The sequence below is a fragment of the Reyranella massiliensis 521 genome (genome assembly GCF_000312425.1).
GTDB lineage: Bacteria > Pseudomonadota > Alphaproteobacteria > Reyranellales > Reyranellaceae > Reyranella > Reyranella massiliensis.
In genome coordinates this window covers 5,111,359-5,129,419 of record NZ_HE997181.1, presented here as the reverse complement: position 1 = coordinate 5,129,419, position 18,061 = coordinate 5,111,359, and the positions used below count along the sequence as shown (strand labels likewise).

General features: G+C 65.6%; 17 protein-coding genes. 12 read left to right on the top strand and 5 right to left on the bottom strand.

Features of this window, described 5'->3' with window-relative positions:
* Positions 1–3: 3 nt before the first annotated feature.
* Positions 4–402: a peptide-methionine (R)-S-oxide reductase MsrB gene (msrB, locus tag BN60_RS25025; protein WP_020698923.1), complete on the top strand. Its 399-nt coding sequence runs from the start codon at positions 4–6 to the stop codon at positions 400–402.
* Here msrB and BN60_RS25020 read toward each other — a convergent pair.
* From BN60_RS25020 to BN60_RS25005, 4 genes are read right to left on the bottom strand one after another with little or no spacing between them, the layout of a single operon-like run.
* Entirely contained in the window at positions 380–958 is a 579-nt protein-coding gene (locus tag BN60_RS25020; protein ID WP_020698922.1) for a hypothetical protein, read from the bottom strand. The genes msrB and BN60_RS25020 overlap by 23 nt on opposite strands.
* 37 nt (positions 959–995) lie before the next feature.
* Positions 996–1,970 carry an alpha/beta fold hydrolase gene (locus BN60_RS25015; RefSeq protein ID WP_020698921.1) on the bottom strand — a complete coding sequence of 325 codons (975 nt, stop codon included), beginning with the start codon at positions 1,968–1,970 and terminating at the stop codon, positions 996–998.
* A 40-nt stretch (positions 1,971–2,010) separates the two neighbouring features.
* Positions 2,011–2,880: a metal ABC transporter permease gene (locus BN60_RS25010; protein ID WP_020698920.1), complete on the bottom strand. Its 870-nt coding sequence runs from the start codon at positions 2,878–2,880 to the stop codon at positions 2,011–2,013.
* Positions 2,881–2,896: 16 nt separating this feature from the next.
* The gene (locus BN60_RS25005; protein ID WP_020698919.1) at positions 2,897–3,640 is read right to left on the bottom strand and encodes a metal ABC transporter ATP-binding protein; all 744 of its coding nucleotides are present in this window, start codon (positions 3,638–3,640) and stop codon (positions 2,897–2,899) included.
* Positions 3,641–3,888: 248 nt separating this feature from the next.
* Here BN60_RS25005 and BN60_RS25000 point away from each other — a divergent pair, with 248 nt between their 5' ends.
* From BN60_RS25000 to BN60_RS24975, 6 genes are all read left to right on the top strand, one after another.
* Positions 3,889–4,674 carry a DUF1223 domain-containing protein gene (locus BN60_RS25000; protein WP_148283522.1) on the top strand — a complete coding sequence of 262 codons (786 nt, stop codon included), beginning with the start codon at positions 3,889–3,891 and terminating at the stop codon, positions 4,672–4,674.
* A gap of 60 nt (positions 4,675–4,734) precedes the next feature.
* Entirely contained in the window at positions 4,735–7,971 is a 3,237-nt protein-coding gene (locus tag BN60_RS24995; RefSeq protein ID WP_051150188.1) for a helicase-related protein, read from the top strand.
* A 26-nt stretch (positions 7,972–7,997) separates the two neighbouring features.
* Entirely contained in the window at positions 7,998–8,252 is a 255-nt protein-coding gene (locus BN60_RS24990) for an RNA-binding S4 domain-containing protein (protein WP_020698917.1), read from the top strand.
* 63 nt (positions 8,253–8,315) lie between these two features.
* Positions 8,316–8,651 (top strand): ferredoxin FdxA, encoded by a 336-nt coding sequence (gene fdxA, locus BN60_RS24985; RefSeq protein ID WP_020698916.1) that lies wholly within the window; start codon positions 8,316–8,318, stop codon positions 8,649–8,651.
* Between the two features lie 289 nt (positions 8,652–8,940).
* Positions 8,941–9,468 carry a CarD family transcriptional regulator gene (locus tag BN60_RS24980; protein ID WP_020698915.1) on the top strand — a complete coding sequence of 176 codons (528 nt, stop codon included), beginning with the start codon at positions 8,941–8,943 and terminating at the stop codon, positions 9,466–9,468.
* 79 nt (positions 9,469–9,547) lie between these two features.
* Positions 9,548–10,360, top strand: a complete 813-nt coding sequence (locus tag BN60_RS24975) for a hypothetical protein (protein WP_051150187.1) — start codon at positions 9,548–9,550, stop codon at positions 10,358–10,360.
* 13 nt (positions 10,361–10,373) lie between these two features.
* On the opposite strand, the gene BN60_RS24970 is transcribed toward BN60_RS24975, so the two are convergent.
* Positions 10,374–11,789, bottom strand: coding sequence for a M48 family metalloprotease (locus BN60_RS24970; protein WP_020698913.1), 1,416 nt, complete (start codon positions 11,787–11,789; stop codon positions 10,374–10,376).
* Between the two features lie 122 nt (positions 11,790–11,911).
* Between BN60_RS24970 and pip the strand changes: the two genes are divergently transcribed.
* From pip to dnaJ, 5 genes are all read left to right on the top strand, one after another.
* Positions 11,912–12,922, top strand: coding sequence for a prolyl aminopeptidase (gene pip, locus BN60_RS24965; RefSeq protein WP_051150323.1), 1,011 nt, complete (start codon positions 11,912–11,914; stop codon positions 12,920–12,922).
* Positions 12,922–13,977: a TauD/TfdA family dioxygenase gene (locus BN60_RS24960; protein ID WP_020698911.1), complete on the top strand. Its 1,056-nt coding sequence runs from the start codon at positions 12,922–12,924 to the stop codon at positions 13,975–13,977. The genes pip and BN60_RS24960 overlap by 1 nt, the downstream gene beginning before the upstream one ends.
* 74 nt (positions 13,978–14,051) lie before the next feature.
* A complete protein-coding gene (grpE, locus tag BN60_RS24955; protein ID WP_020698910.1) occupies positions 14,052–14,660 on the top strand; it encodes a nucleotide exchange factor GrpE in 609 nt (202 codons plus the stop codon).
* 235 nt (positions 14,661–14,895) lie between these two features.
* Positions 14,896–16,836, top strand: a complete 1,941-nt coding sequence (dnaK, locus tag BN60_RS24950) for a molecular chaperone DnaK (RefSeq protein ID WP_020698909.1) — start codon at positions 14,896–14,898, stop codon at positions 16,834–16,836.
* A gap of 100 nt (positions 16,837–16,936) precedes the next feature.
* Positions 16,937–18,061, top strand: coding sequence for a molecular chaperone DnaJ (gene dnaJ / locus BN60_RS24945; RefSeq protein WP_020698908.1), 1,125 nt, complete (start codon positions 16,937–16,939; stop codon positions 18,059–18,061).

Genomic DNA, 18,061 nt, shown 5'->3' with positions numbered 1-18,061 from the left:
CCCATGACCGACAAGACCGTCGAGAAGAGCGAAACGGAGTGGCAGAAGGAACTCGATCCGCTGCAGTACCATGTGCTGCGCAAGCACGGCACCGAGCGCGCCTTCACCAGCCCGTTGAACGACGAGAAGCGCGCCGGCACTTTCCGCTGTGCCGGCTGCGGCGAGCCGCTGTTCGATTCCAAGACCAAGTACGAAAGTGGCTCGGGCTGGCCGTCCTTCTGGGCACCCATGGAAGGCGCGGTCGATACGTCGACCGACCACAGCCATTTCATGACCCGTGTCGAAGTCCACTGCGCCAAGTGCGGCGGCCATCTCGGCCACGTCTTCCCCGACGGGCCGCAACCGACCGGGCAGCGCTACTGCATGAACGGCGCGGCGCTCAAGTTCGACGAGAAGAAGTAACGCCGGGTCGATCGGGGAGCGCATAGAGCTCCTCGATCAGCTGGCGCAGATTGGCGCGGATCGCCCGCTCGTTGGCGATCCTGAGGCGCGCCTGGCCGTCGATGGCATCGTCCATGGTCGCGGTGGCCGGCGTCGTGATCGCCTTGTCGTAAACGACCGCGCCTGTCGCGACCTCCGTCAGCCTGTAGGCGATGGTGGCGCTCACGGTCATGGCAAATCCGGCGAACGGCTGTTCGAGCTTTTGCAGCACGGCGTCGAGACGGAACCGGCCATTGTCCGCCCGGCCTAGCCCCGACTCCATCAACGCGCGAACCAGCGCCTCTCGAAACTCCGGGTTATCGACTTGGGAGGTCCAAAGTGGCGAGGTCTTGCTGCCGCCGCTCACCTCGCCGGCCGTGATGGCGCCGCGATAAGCGGATGCGGGACCGGCCCCGATGCCAGCGACGTCAGGCACCATCGCCGATGGCGAGGCCGGCTTGGCGCAGGCGCCGAGGAGCGCCAGCGCGGCACCCAAGAAGGAAAGCCGGGCGGCACTGGAGATGAAACGATGAGACATCGGCACCTCGAAGTGGAAGACGACCTCTCGGCCAGAACTATAGCCCCTTCAGGAAGTCGATCAGCAGCCTGTTAACGTCGGCCGGGCGCTCCTGTTGCACCCAATGGCCAGCCCCTTCCAGGATATGGCTGCCGCGCAAACCAGGAAGAGTCGTGGGATAGGCCTCGATCTGGCTCTTGGCCGCCGGAAAGCGCAGCACGCCGTCGCGACTGCCCGCAATGAAGAGCGACGGCTGGCGGATCGGCTGGCCGCGCCACGGACCGCTCAGCTCCCAGTTACGTCGAAGATTGCGATACCAGTTGAGGCCGCCGCGAAAGCCGGTGCGCGAGAACTCGCCGGCATAGTAGTCGAGATCGGCGTCGCTCAGCCAGGGCGGCAGCTTGTCGGGGTCGACGGTGTTCGAGAGCAAGGTTCCGCCGGTGAGCCGGGCGAAACCTTTGTCCTTCTCCGTCATCTCGCCGCCGGCTGTGTAGTAGAGGCGCCGCAGCGCGCCGCGAATGTCCTGCTGCAACTCTGCTTCGGGCACGCCCGGCTTCTGGAAGTACTGCAGGTAGAAGTCGTTGATCCCGAGCTTCTCCAGAGCCGACAGGATGTCGACATAGCCCGGTGGCGCGTAGGGAACGCTCATGGCGCAGACGGCGGTGAAGAGATCGGGCCGCCAGAGAGCGGCGTGCCAAGCGACCGGCGCGCCCCAGTCGTGGCCGACAATCACCGCCTTGGTCTCGCCGAGCGCCTTCACCAGCTCGGCCATGTCGCCCACGAGATTGAAGAGCGTGTACTGGTCGATTGGCTCCGGCGCCTGCGTGCCGCCATAGCCGCGCATGTCCGGCGCGACCGCACGGAAGCCTGCCGCGCTCACCGCCTGCAATTGATGCCGCCACGAATACCAGCTCTCCGGCCAGCCGTGACAGAACAACACCAGCGGACCGCTGCCAGCTTCCGCGTAACGCATATGGATGTTGTTGGCGTTGGTCGTCTTGAGCGTGACGCCCGAGACCGGCGATTGGGTCATGCGTGGTTTCCTCCGTTGGAAAGAAACCTAGCCGGAGTCGTCAGCCGCGCAAGTGAACAGGGCGAGACAGGCGTGCCCGTACCGAGGCGCGCGTGCCGAACAGCAGCGAGCCCAGAAAGAACAGGCTTGCGAAAAGCACGATCACCGGACCGGACGGCAGGCCCGCGTGAAAGGACACGAGCAGACCGACCGCGGCCGAGACGAATGCCATGGGGGCGGCAATCGCCGTCATCGACCAGACCTCGCGAGCCCAGAAGGAAGCCGCCACCGCCGGCAACAAAATGAGGCCGAGCGCCATCAGCGTGCCCAGCGCCTGGAAGCCCGCCACCATGTTCAGCACGGCGAGCGACAGGAAGAGATAGTGATAGAGCGAGCCGCGCACGCCCATGGCGGCGAGGAAGCCAGGATTGAAGCATTCCACGACCAGCGGCCGGTAGATGGCCGCGAGGCCGACCAGGGTCAGCGTCGCCGTCGACACGACCAGGATCAGCGCCTGATCGTCGACAGCCAGAATGGCGCCGAACAGGATGTTCATCAGGTCGACAGCCGAACCACGCAACGACACGATGAGCACGCCGAGCGCCATCGCCGTGAGATAGGCGGCGGCAAAGCTCGCATCCTCGCGCATGTTGGAAAAGCGGGCGATGATGCCTGAGAGCAGCGCCGTTGCGACGCCTGCAAGGAAACCGCCGAGACTCATCGCCGGCAGCGACAGGCCACCGATCAGGAAGCCCATTGCAGCGCCGGGCAGCAGCGAGTGAGCCAGGGCATCGCCCATCAGGCTCATGCGGCGCAGGATGAGGAACACGCCGATCGACGAGCCACCCGCGGCAAGAGCGAGGCTCGCGACCAGAGCGCGGCGCATGAAGCCGAAATCGGCGAACGGCGCGATCAGCGTGTCGTAAAGCATGGCGAAGAGAATGAGATCAGGCGCTGAGTCGCATCGGCACGTCGCAGGCGTCGGCCTGCTCGTCCCAGGCTTCGGCCATGGCGCGGGCCCGCAACAAGTTCTCGGCCGACAGCACGCGCGACGTCGGACCGGCGTCGACCAACTCGCGCGCCAGCAGCAGGGAGTTGGGGAAGTCGCGGCGCACTTGATCGAGATCGTGCAGCACGGCGACGACCGTGCGCTTCTCGGCCTGCCAGCGCCGGATCACCACCATGAGATCGGCAACGGTCTTGCTGTCGATTGCAGCGAATGGCTCGTCCAACAGGACGAGATCGGCATCCTGCAGGAGCAGGCGCGCGAACAGGACGCGCTGGAACTGGCCCACCGAGAGCGTGTCGATCGGCCGGCGCTCGAATCCCCCGAGACCGACCGCTTCGATCGCGTGCTGCGCGTCATGGATGTCGGCGTTTTTGGCGGCACCGAAGCCGCCGAAGCGCGACCAGCGTCCCAGCAGGACGGTATCGAGCACGGAGATCGGAAAGGAGCGATCGATCTCTGCCTGCTGCGGCAGATAGGCGATACGGCGCGCCGAGCATTCGATGTGGCCTTCGATCCGCGGCGCCAGACCGAGCATTGCCTTCAGGAGCGTGCTCTTGCCCGCGCCGTTGGGGCCGACGATGGCCGTCATCTCGGCCGCCGGAATCTCCGCCGACACGTGATGCACCGCCGGATGGCGGTCGTAGCTCACGGTCAGGTCGACCAGGCGGAGAGCAGCATTCATCTCTCGAATCTCAGGACAACGCCCACCAGGCGCAGAGCCAAAGCAGGCCCGACACGCCGAGTGCCACCGCGATACGGGCGGGAGCGCTCATGGCGAGCAGGAAAGTGCCGGGCGAAACGGGTCCATGCATGGGAGATAGATTGTTATAATGTTACCCTCAAAGAGTCCAGCGAACGCGAGCGATGCGTTACCGGGGGCTAACCGTTTGTTGATTGGCAGCAAGGGCCGTGCGCGCGCATCTTCCGACCATGACGAAATTCCCAGTTCCGGGCCGGAGATCTCTGCTGATCGGCGCTGCCGCGGCAGCAGGTGCCGCGCTGGTCGTCGGACGCTCGGAGCCAGGCATTGCAAAGCCTGCGCGGAAGGCGGCCGCCGAGGGGCCTTGGGCTGTCGAGCTTTTCACCTCGCAAGGCTGCAATTCCTGCCCGCCCGCCGATGCCTATCTCGGTCGCCTGTCGATGCGACCGGATATCGTCGCGCTCTCCTTCCATGTCGACTACTGGGACTATATTGGCTGGAAGGACCCCTTCGCCTCGCGCGAGACGACGGAACGGCAGCGCGCCTACGCCCGCGTCCTGAAGCAGCGCTACGTCTACACGCCGGAGATGGTCGTCGACGGTATCGGCCACGACACCGGCCGCGATCCCGGCCCGATCGAAGCCTTGCTGGACAAGGCGCAGCGCCGGTCGGTCAAGCGCGCCACGCCCGAACTGTCCCGCGCCTCCAGCGGCCCGCTCAGCATCAAGCTCGCGGCCTTCGACCTTGGAAATAAATCGGCCGACGTCACGCTGGCCGTCTACGATCGCCGTCACACCACACCGATCAACAGCGGCGAAAATCAGGGTCGGTCCCTGCAGAATTTCAACATCGTGCGCCATTTCGAACTGGTGAGCCGGTGGGACGGTGCCGCCGCCGACTGGACGATTCCTGCCGAACGGATCGGCCCGCTGCAGGGTATGGCAGTTCTCGTGCAGCATGCCGACCATGGGCCGGTGATCGGCTGCAACAAACTGGAGCCCGCTTACTCAGGCTGAGCGCCGGCCACTCGCCCTAGTGGCCTTGCTTCCGCCATCCCCGCGCGCGATGGTGCGCGAATGTCGCTCTCCGGCGCCTCCGGCCGCCTGACCGCTGTCCTCGGCCCCACCAATACCGGCAAGACCTACCTCGCAATCGAGCGCATGCTCGGCCACGAGTCGGGCATGATCGGCTTCCCGCTCCGCCTGCTGGCGCGCGAGAATTACGACCGCATCGTAAAGCTGAAAGGTGAGAACCAGGTCGCGCTGATCACCGGCGAAGAGAAAATCACCCCACCTGGCGCGCGGTATTTCGTCTGCACGGTCGAATCCATGCCGCTCGATCGGCCGGTGTCGTTCCTTGCCGTCGACGAAGTGCAAATGGCCGCCGACCCCGAGCGTGGCCATTTCTTCACCGACCGTCTGCTGCATGCGCGCGGCATGGCCGAAACCATGTTGCTGGGTGCGGACACGATCCGTCCGGTGCTGAACAGGCTGCTGCCCGATATCGACGTCGTGGCGCGGCCGCGTTTCTCCAAGCTCAGCTATGTCGGCCCGAAGAAGGCGACCCGCCTGCCGCATCGCTCCGCGGTCGTGGGCTTCTCGGCCAACGAAGTCTACGCCATCGCCGAGCTGATCCGCCGCCAGCGCGGCGGCACGGCGATCGTGATGGGCGCCCTCAGCCCGCGCACGCGCAACGCGCAGGTCGAAATGTTCCAGTCGGGCGAGGTCGATTACCTCGTCGCAACGGACGCGATCGGCATGGGCCTCAACATGGACGTGAATCACGTCTGGTTCGCTTCGCTGCGCAAATACGACGGCCGCACGCTCCGGCCGCTGCGCAACGTCGAGATCGCGCAGATCGCGGGACGCGCCGGCCGCCACATGAACGACGGCACATTCGGCACCACGGCCGAAGTCGGCGGCCTGGAGCCCGAAACGGTCGAAGCCATCGAGAATCACCGTTTCGATCCGCTCCGCGACGTGCAATGGCGCAATTCGGACCTCGATTTCCGCTCCGTGCAGGCATTGATCGCGTCGCTCAACGCCCTTCCGCCACACCCGGCTCTGCAGCGCGTGCGCGAGCAGGACGATCAGCTCGCGCTCCAGGCTTTGGCGGCGCATTCGGAATTCCTGCCGCGCCTGCGCTCGCCCCGTCGGATCAGGTTGCTCTGGGACGTCTGCCAGGTGCCGGATTTCCGCAAGACGATGACGGAGGAGCACACGCGCCTGCTCAGCCAGCTCTTCGAGCACCTGACGCAAGGCGGCGAGCGACTGCCCGAGGATTGGATCGACGGACACGTGAAACGTCTCGAACGCTTCGACGGCGACATCGACACGTTGATGGCACGGATCGCGCACGTTCGGACCTGGACGTATATTTCACATCGTCCCGACTGGATTCAGCGCGCGAATCACTGGCAAGAGCGCGCGAGGGCTATCGAGGATCGACTTTCTGACGTATTGCACCAGCGTTTGACGCAACGGTTTGTCGATAGACGCGCGGCGTTGCTTGTACGAAGATTGCGCGATGAGGGTGAAATGAATTCGTCAGTCGCCGCAGCGGGCGAAGTGACGGTCGAAGGTGAGCACCTCGGCCGCATCGAGGGCTTCCGCTTCGTCGCGGATGCGACCGAAGGACAGACCGACCAGAAGGCCGTGCTGAGTGCCGCATTGCGTGTGTTGCGCCAGGATCTGCCGGCGCGCCTGCAGGCGTTCACGAACAGCCCCGATGGCGAGATCGTGTTCGATGCGCAGCTTCGCGTGTGCTGGGGCGGTGGACCTGTTGCGCGCCTCTTGCCATCGGGCGACGTGCTCGCGCCCAAGGTCGAAGCCATCGCGTCGGACCTTCTCGACGGGCCGGCGCGTGAGGAAGTGCGCAAGCGCGCCGCCGTCTGGGTTGAGACCCGTATCCGGCTCGGCCTAAGCGAGTTGATGGATGCGCGCGCCACGACCGAATTGCCGGCCGGCGCGCGAGGCATCGTCTTCCAGCTTTGCGAGAGCCTCGGTGTACTGCCACGCCGTCCGATCGAAGATCAGCTCGCCCAGCTGGCCGAAGAAGATCGCAAGGCATTGGCGCGGCTTGGTGTCCGCGTCGGCGTCTACTCGATCTACTTCCCGAGCATGCTGAAGCCGGTGCCGATTCGTCTGCGCGCCGGCCTCTGGATGATCGCCAAGAATCGCGACGCGATCCCGCCGCTGCCGGCCGAAGGCCGCACGTCGATGGATCTGCCGCGCGATGCCGAACGCGACTTCTATGCGGCCATCGGCTACCTGCCGCTGGGCGATCATGCGATCCGTGCCGACATGGTCGAGCGACTTGCCGCCATGGCGCGCCACGCCGTGCGCGACAGCCGCGAAGCCGCACGTCGTGCGCAGCAGCAGGAGAAGCAGGAGCGGAAGCCGCGTGGCGAGGCTGCCGCCACGGCTGCGGCATCCTCGGCCTCGACGCCATCGACCGACGAGATCAGCGAGTGGGCGATTGTCGCCGCGGCCTTCGGCGAGATGGAGCCGATAGCCGATGTCGCCGACGCGCCGCCCGAGATGGCAGCGGAGGCGCCGGCAGAGACAGCGGCGGAAACGCCGGCCGAGACAGAAGCTGTGACGGAAACCGCCGCCGAAGCGACGCCGGAAGTTCCGGAGACCACGGCGGAAGCGGCTGCGGACGCAGCGCCAGAGCCCGTGGCCGAGGAAGCCAAGGCCGAAGAGGCGCCGGTTGCCGAAGAGGTGCCGGCTGCCGAAGAGCCAAAGACGCAGCCCGAGGCAAAGAAGGGACCGCGTCCCCTGCCGCCCGGCTGGTTCCGCGCGACGCCGCAGATGATGTCGCTGGTCGGCTGCTCGGAGCCCGAGATGGCCGACGTGTTGAGCGGCCTCGGGTATCGCGTGCATCCGCCGTCGGAGGAAAACGGCCCGTTGCACGCCTTCTCGATCAAGCCGCGCATCGTGCGCGAGCGCGAGGAGCAGCGTGAACGCCAGCGTCAGCATCAACGCCAGCAGCGCGACCAGCGCCGCCGCGAGCGGCCGGAGCGACCGAACGAGCGGCAGTTCTTCACCGATTCGCCACGCCCGCCACGCGGCAAGGACGACCGCCCTCGCAAGGACGGGCCGCGGCAGGATCGCCCGCCGCATCAAAGCAAGGACGGACGTCCGCCACAGGAGAACAGAGGCCGCGACGACAGGCGTGGCCCGCGGCCACCGCGTCGCGACAGCGGCGGGCCGGCGCTGCGCCTCTTCGCCACGACCGAGACGAAGGGCGATGCCGCGGCGGATTCGCCGTTCGCCAAGCTGCTCGAGTTGAAGCTCGGCGGAAAGAAGTAGCCCCCATCGTGGAACGCTGACGCGCGATGCGTCTCGACAAGTGGCTCTGGCACGCCCGCTTCTTCAAGACGCGTTCGCTGGCCACCCGCTATATCGAGAAGTCGCGCTGTCGCATCGACGGCCGGGTCGTCGACAAGGCGCATGCCACGGTGGCGCCCGGCATGATCTTGACCTTCGCCCTCGGTCCGAAAGTCCGCGTGATCAAAGTGGTTGCTTTGGGCGAGCGGCGTGGTCCCGCGCCGGAGGCGCGCTTGTTATATGAAGAGATCGAGCCGCGATGATTCGGCAGTCTTGCGTCGCGGTGTCCGTCGCGTTAAGCACGCGACGCTCGTTTAGGAATTCGTATGACCTATGTCGTGACCGAGGCTTGCATCAAGTGCAAGTACATGGACTGTGTTGAAGTCTGCCCCGTGGACTGTTTCTACGAGGGTGAGAACATGCTGGTCATCAATCCAGACGAGTGTATTGATTGCGGCGTCTGCGAGCCAGAATGCCCGCCCAATGCGATCCTTCCCGATACGGAGTCGGGTCTGGAAAAGTGGCTGGAACTGAATCGCAGCCTTTCGGCCACCTGGCCAAACATCACCCGCAAGGGCGAAGCACCGGCCGACGCCGACGCTTTCAAGGACGAAAAAGACAAGTTCGAAAAGTATTTCATCGACAAGCCCGCTGCGCGATAGAAACGACCGTTCGCAAGTCCTTAATTGCACCTTTTGCAACAGCCATGCGGCAGTTGCATGGGCCTACCGTTGCCTAAATGCAACATAAGCCCTGACTCCGCGCGAATTCTCTGCTATAAGATCTCTGCTGGAAGCGGTCCGGAAGCCGGTCAGTCGCCAGCTCGGTGTCCGTGTCGGTATCCGATAACAACTTACCGATACAGAGGCATCGGGCGAGCACACAGGGGAGTGTGCGCGACGGGTCGCGGTATCGCTGAAAGCGGGGCTAGTTGTGAAGGGACTTGATGAAATGGCCAAGCCGAAGAAGGTAGCGGCGAAGGCGAAGGAATTTGCCTTTGAGAAGGGCGATTTCGTGGTCTACCCGACCCACGGCGTCGGCCAGGTTATTGATATCGAGGCGAAGGAAATCGCCGGACACAAGCTCGACCTGTTCGTGATTTCGTTCGAGCAAGAACGCATGATGCTGCGCGTGCCCGTGGCAAAGGCCAAGATTTCCGGCCTGCGAAAGCTCAGCTCGCGAAAGATCATGGAAAACGCATTGGTGACCCTGAAAGGCCGCAGCCGTATCAGCCGCGCCATGTGGAACCGTCGCGCGCAGGAATACGAAGCCAAGATCAACTCGGGCGATCCGGTGTCAATTGCCGAAGTCGTGCGCGACCTGCACCGCAATGCCGGCCAGCCGGACCAGTCCTACAGCGAACGCCAGATTTACGAGGCGGCGCTGGATCGGCTGGCCCGCGAGCTCGCGGCCGTCGAGCGGATCGACAAGGATCTCGCCACCCAGAAGCTGAACAGCGTCCTGCAGAAGGTCGCCTAGGCCTGGAGCCGGCGGAAACAAGCCGAAAGGCGGCCGACAGTCCCTGTCGCGCCGCCTTTTTCATGTGCAGTGTCCATAAATGAACAAATTCACCCCTTCCATTGCTCGCCTGCGGCACGGTGGCTGCACCTGGGCACTGGGCGGGCTGTCTGGCGACGACATGGCCCTGGAGCGCCTGTCTGCCGCTCTTCTGCCGCGCTGGCAGCCAGGCGACCGGCTTGTCGTCCTGGGCAACATGCTGGGCCCCTCGGGCGATCCGGCACGCGCCCTGGATCTCATACTGCTGTTGCGCCGCCGCCTCCTGGCCCGGCCGGGTGCCGAGGTCGAGGATTTCGTCTTCCTGCGCGGCGCCCAGGAGGAGATGTGGCACAAGGTCCTGCAGCTCCAGTTCGCCATGTCCCCCCTCGACGTCCTCGACTGGATGCTGGCGCGTGGCCTCATGGCGACGATCGAAGCCTACGGACATTCCATCGCCGAGGGCAGGATCGCCAGCCGTAACGGCCCCTCGGCCATCGCCCGCTGGACCGCCGGCCTGCGGGCGCGCCACACCCAGCGGCCAGGCCATCCCGATCTGCTGAATTCGCTCGTGCGGGCGGCCCTCAGTGCCGACGGCCGTATCGTTTTCGCCGCGGCAGGCGCCGATCCGGCGCGGCCGCTCGACGAGCAGGCCGATGCCTTTTGGTGGAGCGGAGCTTCCGACAGTGCGCTTGCCAGTGCTCTCGGCCGGGCCCGCGATGGCGGCTGGCCGGCAATCGAGAGGCTGGTCCGCGGCACGGCCCCGACCAGCAACGTCATCGACCAAAGCGGCCGGGTGCTGACCGTGGCGCGCGATCGGCCGACGCTGGTCGGTCTCGATGCCGACGGCGCCGTGCTGGAGCACATCGAGCCCTGACAGCGAACCCTGGCTACGGCTCGACGAGCTTGATCTCGGACCGGCGCGTGAGATCGGCCGGCGTCTCGGCAGCATTGAGCACCAGCAGCCTTTCCATCCGAAGCCTCTGATAGGGCATGCGGGCGGCGAGTTGAGCTGCCGTCGAGCCTGCTGGCGAAACGATGTGTAATCGATAGGGCCTGAGCGCCGCAGCTTCCGCATCGGAAAGCGAGCGGAAGCTGCGCGCAGCGTTCAGAAGCACTTCGATCTGGCGATCCTGTCCGGCGCCCTCGCTCATCAGATTGAAGTAACAGATGCGCTCGCCGTGGCGGACGATGACGTAACGCACCTGAGCCAGCCCCGTGTCGGAGCCGCGAGGCCGGGCACCGATCGCCGCTTCCGCGCCACCGATCTGGGTGGCCTGGATGTCGGTCGGCGTCGGCTTGAGCTTGTTGCGCATCCAATCGTCGAGCCGGCCCTCGACTTGATCGGTCGTGCACGAGAAGAACATCAACGAGCGGTCGCGGCCGGCTGCCAGCACGCCGTCGCTTTCGTTGAAGACGAAGAAGCCGGCGGGCGCAGTGAAGCCCAACCGCAAGGTCGGATGCAGGAACGAGGTGCCGCGCACGAAGCCCTCGTTCGCGGGATCGTCGACCGACATGCCGTCGATCGCCGCAAAGTACTTTTTCTGATCGGATTCACCCGGCGCCGAAGTCGCCGGCAACGAGGCAAGCGCCTCCAGTCGCTCGATCGGTGCGGGGTGGGTGGAAGACGCACTCGCGCGATCGCTGGCATCCGAGGCTTCCCCCATGATCTGCGCCTCGAGCTGCGACTGCCGACGCAGGCGGTGGATCAGCGCTTCCACGGCGCTGCCGCGATAGCCCGCCTTGGTGATGTAGGTGAGGGCGAGCCGGTCGGCTTCGAGTTCCTGGTCGCGCGAATAGCGCCGCAACGCCAACAGGCCCGCGCTGGCGACCGATCGGCCAACCGTGACAGAACCGCTGGTACTCGCCGCCGCGACGGCTGCATCGAGCATGTCCTTGCGCACACGAGCCCGCTGCGCGGCATGCCGCTCGACGAGATGGCCAAGCTCATGGCCGAGCGCCGCGGCGAGTTCGGCCTCGTCCTCGAGGATCGCCAACAAGCCGCGCGTCACGAACACATAGCCCGGCACGGCATGCGCGTTCGCCAACGGCTGGTCGAGTACGACGAAGCGATAGGTACCGGGAAGCGCAGCGGCGGCAACGACCCGCTGGCCGACACGGTCGACATAGGCTTGCAGCGCGGGATCGTCGTAGGACGGTCCCACCAACCTTTCGACCTCGCGCGGCAACGCCGCCGTACCGCGGCTCGCAGATACAGCGCCTGTCTGCGGCGGAGTGACCTGTGGCGCGCAGCCGACAACGGCCGTCAGGATCGCGATGGACGCCAGAATCCCGCGAAAATTCACGATTCCTCAACACGGCGCATCAGGCGCCCTGTCGACCTTAGACGTTTGGCCGAGGCTGCCGCAATCGCCGCAAGGCTGGAATGATGGCTGCCTCTATGGCAGTGATGACAGAAGGTATTCGCATGCCGCGTTCTGAGACTCCGCTTCGATCCGATCTGTTCCCCGAAATCTCGCCCTACGCCAGCGGCATGCTGGCGGTGGATGGGCGGCACACGATCTATTGGGAGCAGAGCGGCAATCCGGAGGGCGTGCCCGTCGTCTTCCTGCACGGTGGCCCCGGAGCGGGTTCAGCGCCCGTGCACCGCCGGTTCTTCGATCCGCAGTTCTATCGCGTCGTCGTCTTCGACCAGCGCGGCTGCGGGCGCTCCATGCCGCTCGGAGAGCTGCAGGACAACACGACAGCCGACCTCGTCTCCGACATGGAGAAGCTCAGGACGCATCTCGGCATTCAACGCTGGCTCCTGTTCGGCGGCTCGTGGGGCAGTACGCTCGCGCTGGCCTACGGCCTCGCTCATCCCGACCGCACGGCGGGCTTCGTCCTGCGCGGCATCTTTCTCGGTGCGCGGCCGGAGATCGACTGGTTCCTGCACGGCATGCGGACAATCTTTCCGGAAGCCTGGCGCGACTTCGCCGAACATTTGCCGGAAGGCGAGCGTTCCGATCTGCTCGGCAACTACTATCGCCGCTTGATCGATCGCAATCCCGACCGGCACCGCCCCGCGGCGCGCGCCTGGAGCCGCTACGAGGCGGCGTGTTCCACGCTTTATCCGACCGTGCGGGCACCCTTCGAAACCGACCATGGCGGCTTCGCGCTCGCTCTGTCGCGGATCGAGGCGCACTACTTCGCGCACGGCACCTTTCTGCCGGAAGGTTGGCCCTGGGCTCAGCTCGACCGCGTCCGCCACTTGCCCTGCACGATCGTACAGGGCCGCTACGATATCGTCTGCCCGCCCATTACCGCCGATGCGCTGGCGCGTGCCTGGCCCGAAGCCCGTTATGTCGTCGTTCCGGACGCCGGCCACAGTGCGCTCGAACCCGGCATCCGCGCCGCGTTGGTCAACGCCACCGAAAGCTATCGCCTGTCGCTCAACGACGATGAACTCTTCGCTCCACGTTTTCCTTGGGAAGCCTGATGTCCTTTGAACTTCCGCCGGAACAGACCGGCGCCGCCGCCTGGTATGGTCCCGACGTTTCCCGGCGCAGCGACTGGCTGATGCCGCTCGCCGCCGCCGAAGTCGCCGAAGTCGAAGCGGCGACGAGAGCACTGGTCGCGCGGAACGCCGATATCGCCGCCATCACGGCGCGCGACTTCCCGCTGCCGACGCTCGGCGCCAAGCTGCGTGCCCGCGTCGACGACGAAGTGCTGAACGGACGCGGATTCTTGCTCGTGCGCGGTTTGCCGGTCGAGCGCTGGTCGATGGCAGAATCGGCGACGGCCTTCTTCGGATTAGGCGCCCATCTCGGCTCGGCCCGCTCGCAGAACGGCAAGGGCCATGTACTGGGGCACGTCCAGGACCTCGGCCTCGACGTGAAGGATCCCAACGTCCGCATTTATCAGACGCACGAGCGCCAGACCTATCACACCGATTCCTGCGATATCGTCAGCCTGCTCTGCCTCAAGACCGCCAAGTCGGGGGGCCTCTCGGCGCTGGTGAGTTCGACGACGATCTTCAACGAGATGCGCCGCCAGCGGCCCGACCTGTTGCAGCTCCTGTTCCAGCCGCTGGCCACAGACCGGCGCGGCGAGGTGCCGGAGGGCCAGAAGCCCTACTTCGAGATTCCGGTGTTCAACTGGCACAAGGGTTATCTGACAGCGATCTATCAGCGCCAGTACATCGACTCCGCGCAGCGCTTCGCCGATGCGCCACGGCTCTCGCCCCAGCAGGTCGAGGCGCTCGACATGTTCGACCGTCTGGCCAACGATCCGAAGCTGAACCTCTTCATGGAGTTCAAGCCGGGCGACGTACAGCTCGTGCACAATCACACCATGCTGCACGACCGTACCGGCTTCGAGGATTGGCCCGAGCCCGAGCGGCGCCGGCACCTCCTGCGGCTGTGGCTGGCGGCGGACGGCGGACGGCCGCTGCCCGAGATCTTCGCCCAGCGCTATGGCGCGGTGACGGTCGGCGATCGCGGCGGCATCATCGTGCGCGGCACCAAGCTGCACGCGCCGCTCGAGGCCGTTTGAGCGCAGTTGACCTGGCGCAAGGTCATCCCTAAGTGAAGGCCGCTCTAAGAGACCACAAACACTAGGGACAACGTATGGCCAGCGATCCAACCGCGGGCGGCGCCCCGGCGGATATGCCGGTCGAAACGCCCGACAGCACTCTCGATATTCCCGCCAAGCCGGAAAGCGCTGCCGACTGGCAGCGCCTGGTCGAGCAGCTCCAGGCCGAGAAGGCCGACCTGCAGGACAAGCAGCTTCGCGCGCTGGCCGAGGCGCAGAACGTGCGCCGCCGCGCCCAGCAGGATGTCGAGAAGGAGCGCAAGTTCGGCATCGAGCGTTTCGCCCGGGACGTTCTTTCCGTTGCCGACAATCTCGGCCGGGCATTGTCGGCCCTGCCGGCCGACCTCGAATCGGTAGATCCGACCGTGCGGAACGTCGTGACCGGCGTCCAGGCCACCGAACGCGAGCTACTGTCGGTGCTGGAGCGCCACGGAGTCACCCGTATCGAGGCGCTGGGCAAGCCCTTCAACGCCGAATTCCACCAGGCGATGATGGAGATAGAGGACCCGACCGTTCCGTCCGGCACCGTCGTCCAGGAATTGGTCCCGGGCTATCTGATCGCCGGCCGGCTCCTGCGGGCCGCAATGGTCGGGGTGTCCAAGGGCGGGCCCCGGGCCACCCCCCAGGCGAACAACGAAAACTAGCCACCTCTTTCCCGGGGCCCTCCCGCCCTGGGAAAGCCAACTCTCCAAAAATCGTCAGTAGGCGGCAAAACAACGCTTTCAAGCCGCGAATTTGGTCCTTAAGTCCATTGCAGGCGGCCGCTTAGGACCTATATAGCCCCTGTCCTGATCCGGTTTTTCCGGCAGGTAACATTTTTGGGGGTAGATCGGGTGCCTTTGGGGCCGGGTCGACCTGCCTAGGGAAGTGAGCAGAATCATGGCGAAAGTCATTGGCATCGATTTGGGTACGACCAACTCGTGCGTCGCGGTTATGGAAGGCGGCGACACCAAGGTCATCGAGAATTCGGAAGGCGCGCGGACGACCCCGTCCATGGTGGCCTTCACCGACGGCGGCGAGCGACTGGTCGGCCAGTCTGCCAAGCGCCAGGCCGTCACCAACCCGCTGAAGACCCTCTACTCCGTGAAGCGCCTGATCGGGCGCCGCTTCGACGACCCGATGGTCGCGAAGGAAATGTCGCTGGTGCCCTTCAAGATCGTGAAGGCGGCAAGCGGCGATGCGTGGGTCGAGGCCAACGGCCAGCAGTACAGCCCGAGCCAGATCTCGGCCTTCATCCTCGGCAAGATGAAGGAGACCGCCGAGGCCTATCTCGGCGAGAAGGTCGATCAGGCGGTCATCACCGTTCCGGCCTACTTCAACGACGCCCAGCGCCAGGCGACCAAGGACGCCGGCCGCATCGCTGGCCTTGAAGTGCTGCGCATCATCAACGAGCCGACGGCGGCTGCCCTTGCCTACGGCATGGACAAGCGCAAGAGCGGCACCATCGTGGTCTACGACCTGGGTGGCGGCACGTTCGACGTGTCGATCCTCGAGATCGGCGACGGCGTGTTCGAGGTGAAGGCGACCAACGGCGACACCTTCCTGGGCGGCGAGGACTTCGACCAGCGCGTCATCAGCTACCTGGCGGACGAGTTCAAGAAGGAGCAGGGCATCGACCTGCGCAACGACAAGCTCGCCCTGCAGCGCCTGAAGGAAGCGGCCGAGAAGGCCAAGATCGAGCTCTCCACTGCCAAGGAGACCGAGATCAACCTGCCGTTCATCACGGCCGATGCCAGCGGTCCGAAGCATCTCGTGATCAAGCTGTCGCGCGCCAAGCTCGAGACCCTGGTCGAAGACCTGGTGCAGCGCACCCTCGAGCCCTGCAAGGCGGCGCTCAAGGATGCCGGCCTGCAGGCCGGTCAGATCGACGAGGTCATCCTGGTCGGTGGCATGACCCGCATGCCGAAGGTCATCGAGGTCGTGAAGCAGTTCTTCGGCAAGGAGCCGGCCCGTAACGTCAACCCCGACGAAGTCGTCGCGGTCGGCGCGGCGGTCCAGGCGGCCGTGCTGAAGGGTGAGGTCAAGGACGTTTTGCTGCTCGACGTGACGCCGCTGTCGCTCGGCATCGAGACGCTGGGTGGCGTGTTCACGCGCCTGATCGAGCGCAACACGACGATCCCGACCAAGAAGAGCCAGACCTTCTCGACGGCCGACGACAACCAGACCGCGGTCACCATCCGCGTGTTCCAGGGCGAGCGCGAGATCGCGGCCCAGAACAAGATGCTGGGCCAGTTCGACCTGGTGGGCATCCCGCCGGCGCCGCGCGGCGTGCCGCAGGTCGAGGTCACCTTCGACATCGACGCCAACGGCATCGTGCAGGTCTCGGCCAAGGACAAGGCCACCGGCAAGGAGCAGCAGATCCGCATCCAGGCTTCGGGCGGCCTCAGCGAGGCCGACATCCAGAAGATGGTGAAGGACGCCGAGCTGCACGCCGAGGAAGACAAGAAGAAGCGCGAGCTGATCGACGCCCGCAACCAGGGCGAGGCGCTGGTCCACTCGACGACCAAGCACCTGACCGAGTACGGCGACAAGGTGAGCCCCACCGAGAAGGCCGAGATCGAGGGCGCGCTCGAAGGGCTGAAGACGGCGCTCGCGGGCGAAGACGTCGAGGCCATCAAGGGCAAGACTAACGATCTTGCCCAGGCCGCGATGAAGCTGGGCGAGGCCATGTACAAGGCCCAGCAGGCCGAAGCGCAGGCGGGTGCCGCAGCAGGTGCTGCCGGCGCCGCGGGCGGCGCCGCGAACGAGGCGAAGGGCGAGAAGGTCGTCGACGCCGAGTTCGAGGACGTCACCGACAAGAACAAGAAGACCGGCTCCTGATCAGGAGCAACGGACAGGACAAACGGCCTCCCGCGCAAGCGGGAGGCCGACCTGCAAGGGGCATCTTTTGATGTGCATGTTGGGGGCCGCGTAGAGCGCTATGTCGCAGGACTATTACGAGTTGCTGGGAGTCGGCCGCGCGGCCAGTGCCGACGACATCAAGAAGGCATTCCGCAAGCTCGCCATGAAGCATCACCCGGATCGCAACCAGGGTGACAAGGATGCCGAGAAGAAATTCAAGGATATCAATCACGCCTACGACATCCTGAAGGATCCCGAGAAGCGTGCTGCCTATGACCGCTACGGAGCTGCGGCCTTCGAAGGCGGCGCTGGACCGGGTGGCCCGTTCCAGGGTGGCCAGGGTTTCGATTTCGGCTCGGTGTTCGGCGACATTTTCGAAGAAATGTTTGGCGCCGGCGGTGGCCGTGGACGTCCCGGCGGGCGCGGCGACATGCGCGGCCAGGACCTGCGCTTCAATCTCGAGATCACACTGGAGCAGGCTTACGGCGGCACTGAAGCCACGGTGCGCGTGCCGAGCTCCGTTTCCTGCGAAGCCTGCCAGGGCAGCGGCGCCGAGCCGGGCTCCAAGCCGCAGCAATGCCCAACGTGTAATGGCCGCGGCCGCCTCAGGGCCCAGCAGGGCTTCTTTACCGTCGAGCGCACCTGCCATACCTGTCACGGCGCCGGCCAAGTGATCGACAAGCCCTGCCGCACCTGCGCAGGCCAGGGTCGTGTGCGGCGCGAGAAGACGCTCAAGGTCAACATTCCGGCCGGCGTCGAGGACGGAACCCGCATCCGGCTCACGGGTGAGGGCGAAGCCGGGGCGCGCGGCGGACCGGCGGGCGATCTCTACGTGTTCCTGTCGGTGCGTCGCCACCAGCTCTTCGAGCGCGAAGGCGCCGACGTGCATTGCCGCGTGCCGATCTCGATGGTGCAGGCCACGCTCGGCGGCAGCATCGAAGTGCCGACGCTCGACGGAAAGATGGCCCGCATCAACATTCCGGCCGGCGCTCAGGGCGGACACCAGTTCCGCATGCGCGGCAAGGGCATGCCGATCGTGCGTTCCAGCCAGTACGGCGACATGTACATCGAGATCAACGTCGAGACGCCGACCAACCTGACGTCCAGGCAGAAAGAACTGCTCAAGGAGTTCGAGAAGGCCGGCAAGACCAGCCCCGAATCCGAGGGCTTCTTCAGCAAGGTCAAGGAAATGTTCGGCGGCTGA

What these genes read in the sequence shown, in the direction of transcription:
- BN60_RS24975 (WP_051150187.1), top strand. Translation starts at nt 9,548, where the DNA reads ATGAACAAATTCACCCCTTCCATTGCTCGCCTGCGGCACGGTGGCTGC.
- grpE (WP_020698910.1), top strand. Translation starts at nt 14,052, where the DNA reads ATGGCCAGCGATCCAACCGCGGGCGGCGCCCCGGCGGATATGCCGGTC.
- BN60_RS25005 (WP_020698919.1), bottom strand. Translation starts at nt 3,640, where the DNA reads ATGAATGCTGCTCTCCGCCTGGTCGACCTGACCGTGAGCTACGACCGC.
- pip (WP_051150323.1), top strand. Translation starts at nt 11,912, where the DNA reads ATGCCGCGTTCTGAGACTCCGCTTCGATCCGATCTGTTCCCCGAAATC.
- msrB (WP_020698923.1), top strand. Translation starts at nt 4, where the DNA reads ATGACCGACAAGACCGTCGAGAAGAGCGAAACGGAGTGGCAGAAGGAA.
- BN60_RS24990 (WP_020698917.1), top strand. Translation starts at nt 7,998, where the DNA reads ATGCGTCTCGACAAGTGGCTCTGGCACGCCCGCTTCTTCAAGACGCGT.
- BN60_RS25000 (WP_148283522.1), top strand. Translation starts at nt 3,889, where the DNA reads ATGACGAAATTCCCAGTTCCGGGCCGGAGATCTCTGCTGATCGGCGCT.
- dnaJ (WP_020698908.1), top strand. Translation starts at nt 16,937, where the DNA reads ATGTCGCAGGACTATTACGAGTTGCTGGGAGTCGGCCGCGCGGCCAGT.
- BN60_RS24980 (WP_020698915.1), top strand. Translation starts at nt 8,941, where the DNA reads ATGGCCAAGCCGAAGAAGGTAGCGGCGAAGGCGAAGGAATTTGCCTTT.
- BN60_RS24995 (WP_051150188.1), top strand. Translation starts at nt 4,735, where the DNA reads ATGTCGCTCTCCGGCGCCTCCGGCCGCCTGACCGCTGTCCTCGGCCCC.
- BN60_RS25015 (WP_020698921.1), bottom strand. Translation starts at nt 1,970, where the DNA reads ATGACCCAATCGCCGGTCTCGGGCGTCACGCTCAAGACGACCAACGCC.
- BN60_RS25020 (WP_020698922.1), bottom strand. Translation starts at nt 958, where the DNA reads ATGTCTCATCGTTTCATCTCCAGTGCCGCCCGGCTTTCCTTCTTGGGT.
- dnaK (WP_020698909.1), top strand. Translation starts at nt 14,896, where the DNA reads ATGGCGAAAGTCATTGGCATCGATTTGGGTACGACCAACTCGTGCGTC.
- fdxA (WP_020698916.1), top strand. Translation starts at nt 8,316, where the DNA reads ATGACCTATGTCGTGACCGAGGCTTGCATCAAGTGCAAGTACATGGAC.
- BN60_RS25010 (WP_020698920.1), bottom strand. Translation starts at nt 2,880, where the DNA reads ATGCTTTACGACACGCTGATCGCGCCGTTCGCCGATTTCGGCTTCATG.
- BN60_RS24960 (WP_020698911.1), top strand. Translation starts at nt 12,922, where the DNA reads ATGTCCTTTGAACTTCCGCCGGAACAGACCGGCGCCGCCGCCTGGTAT.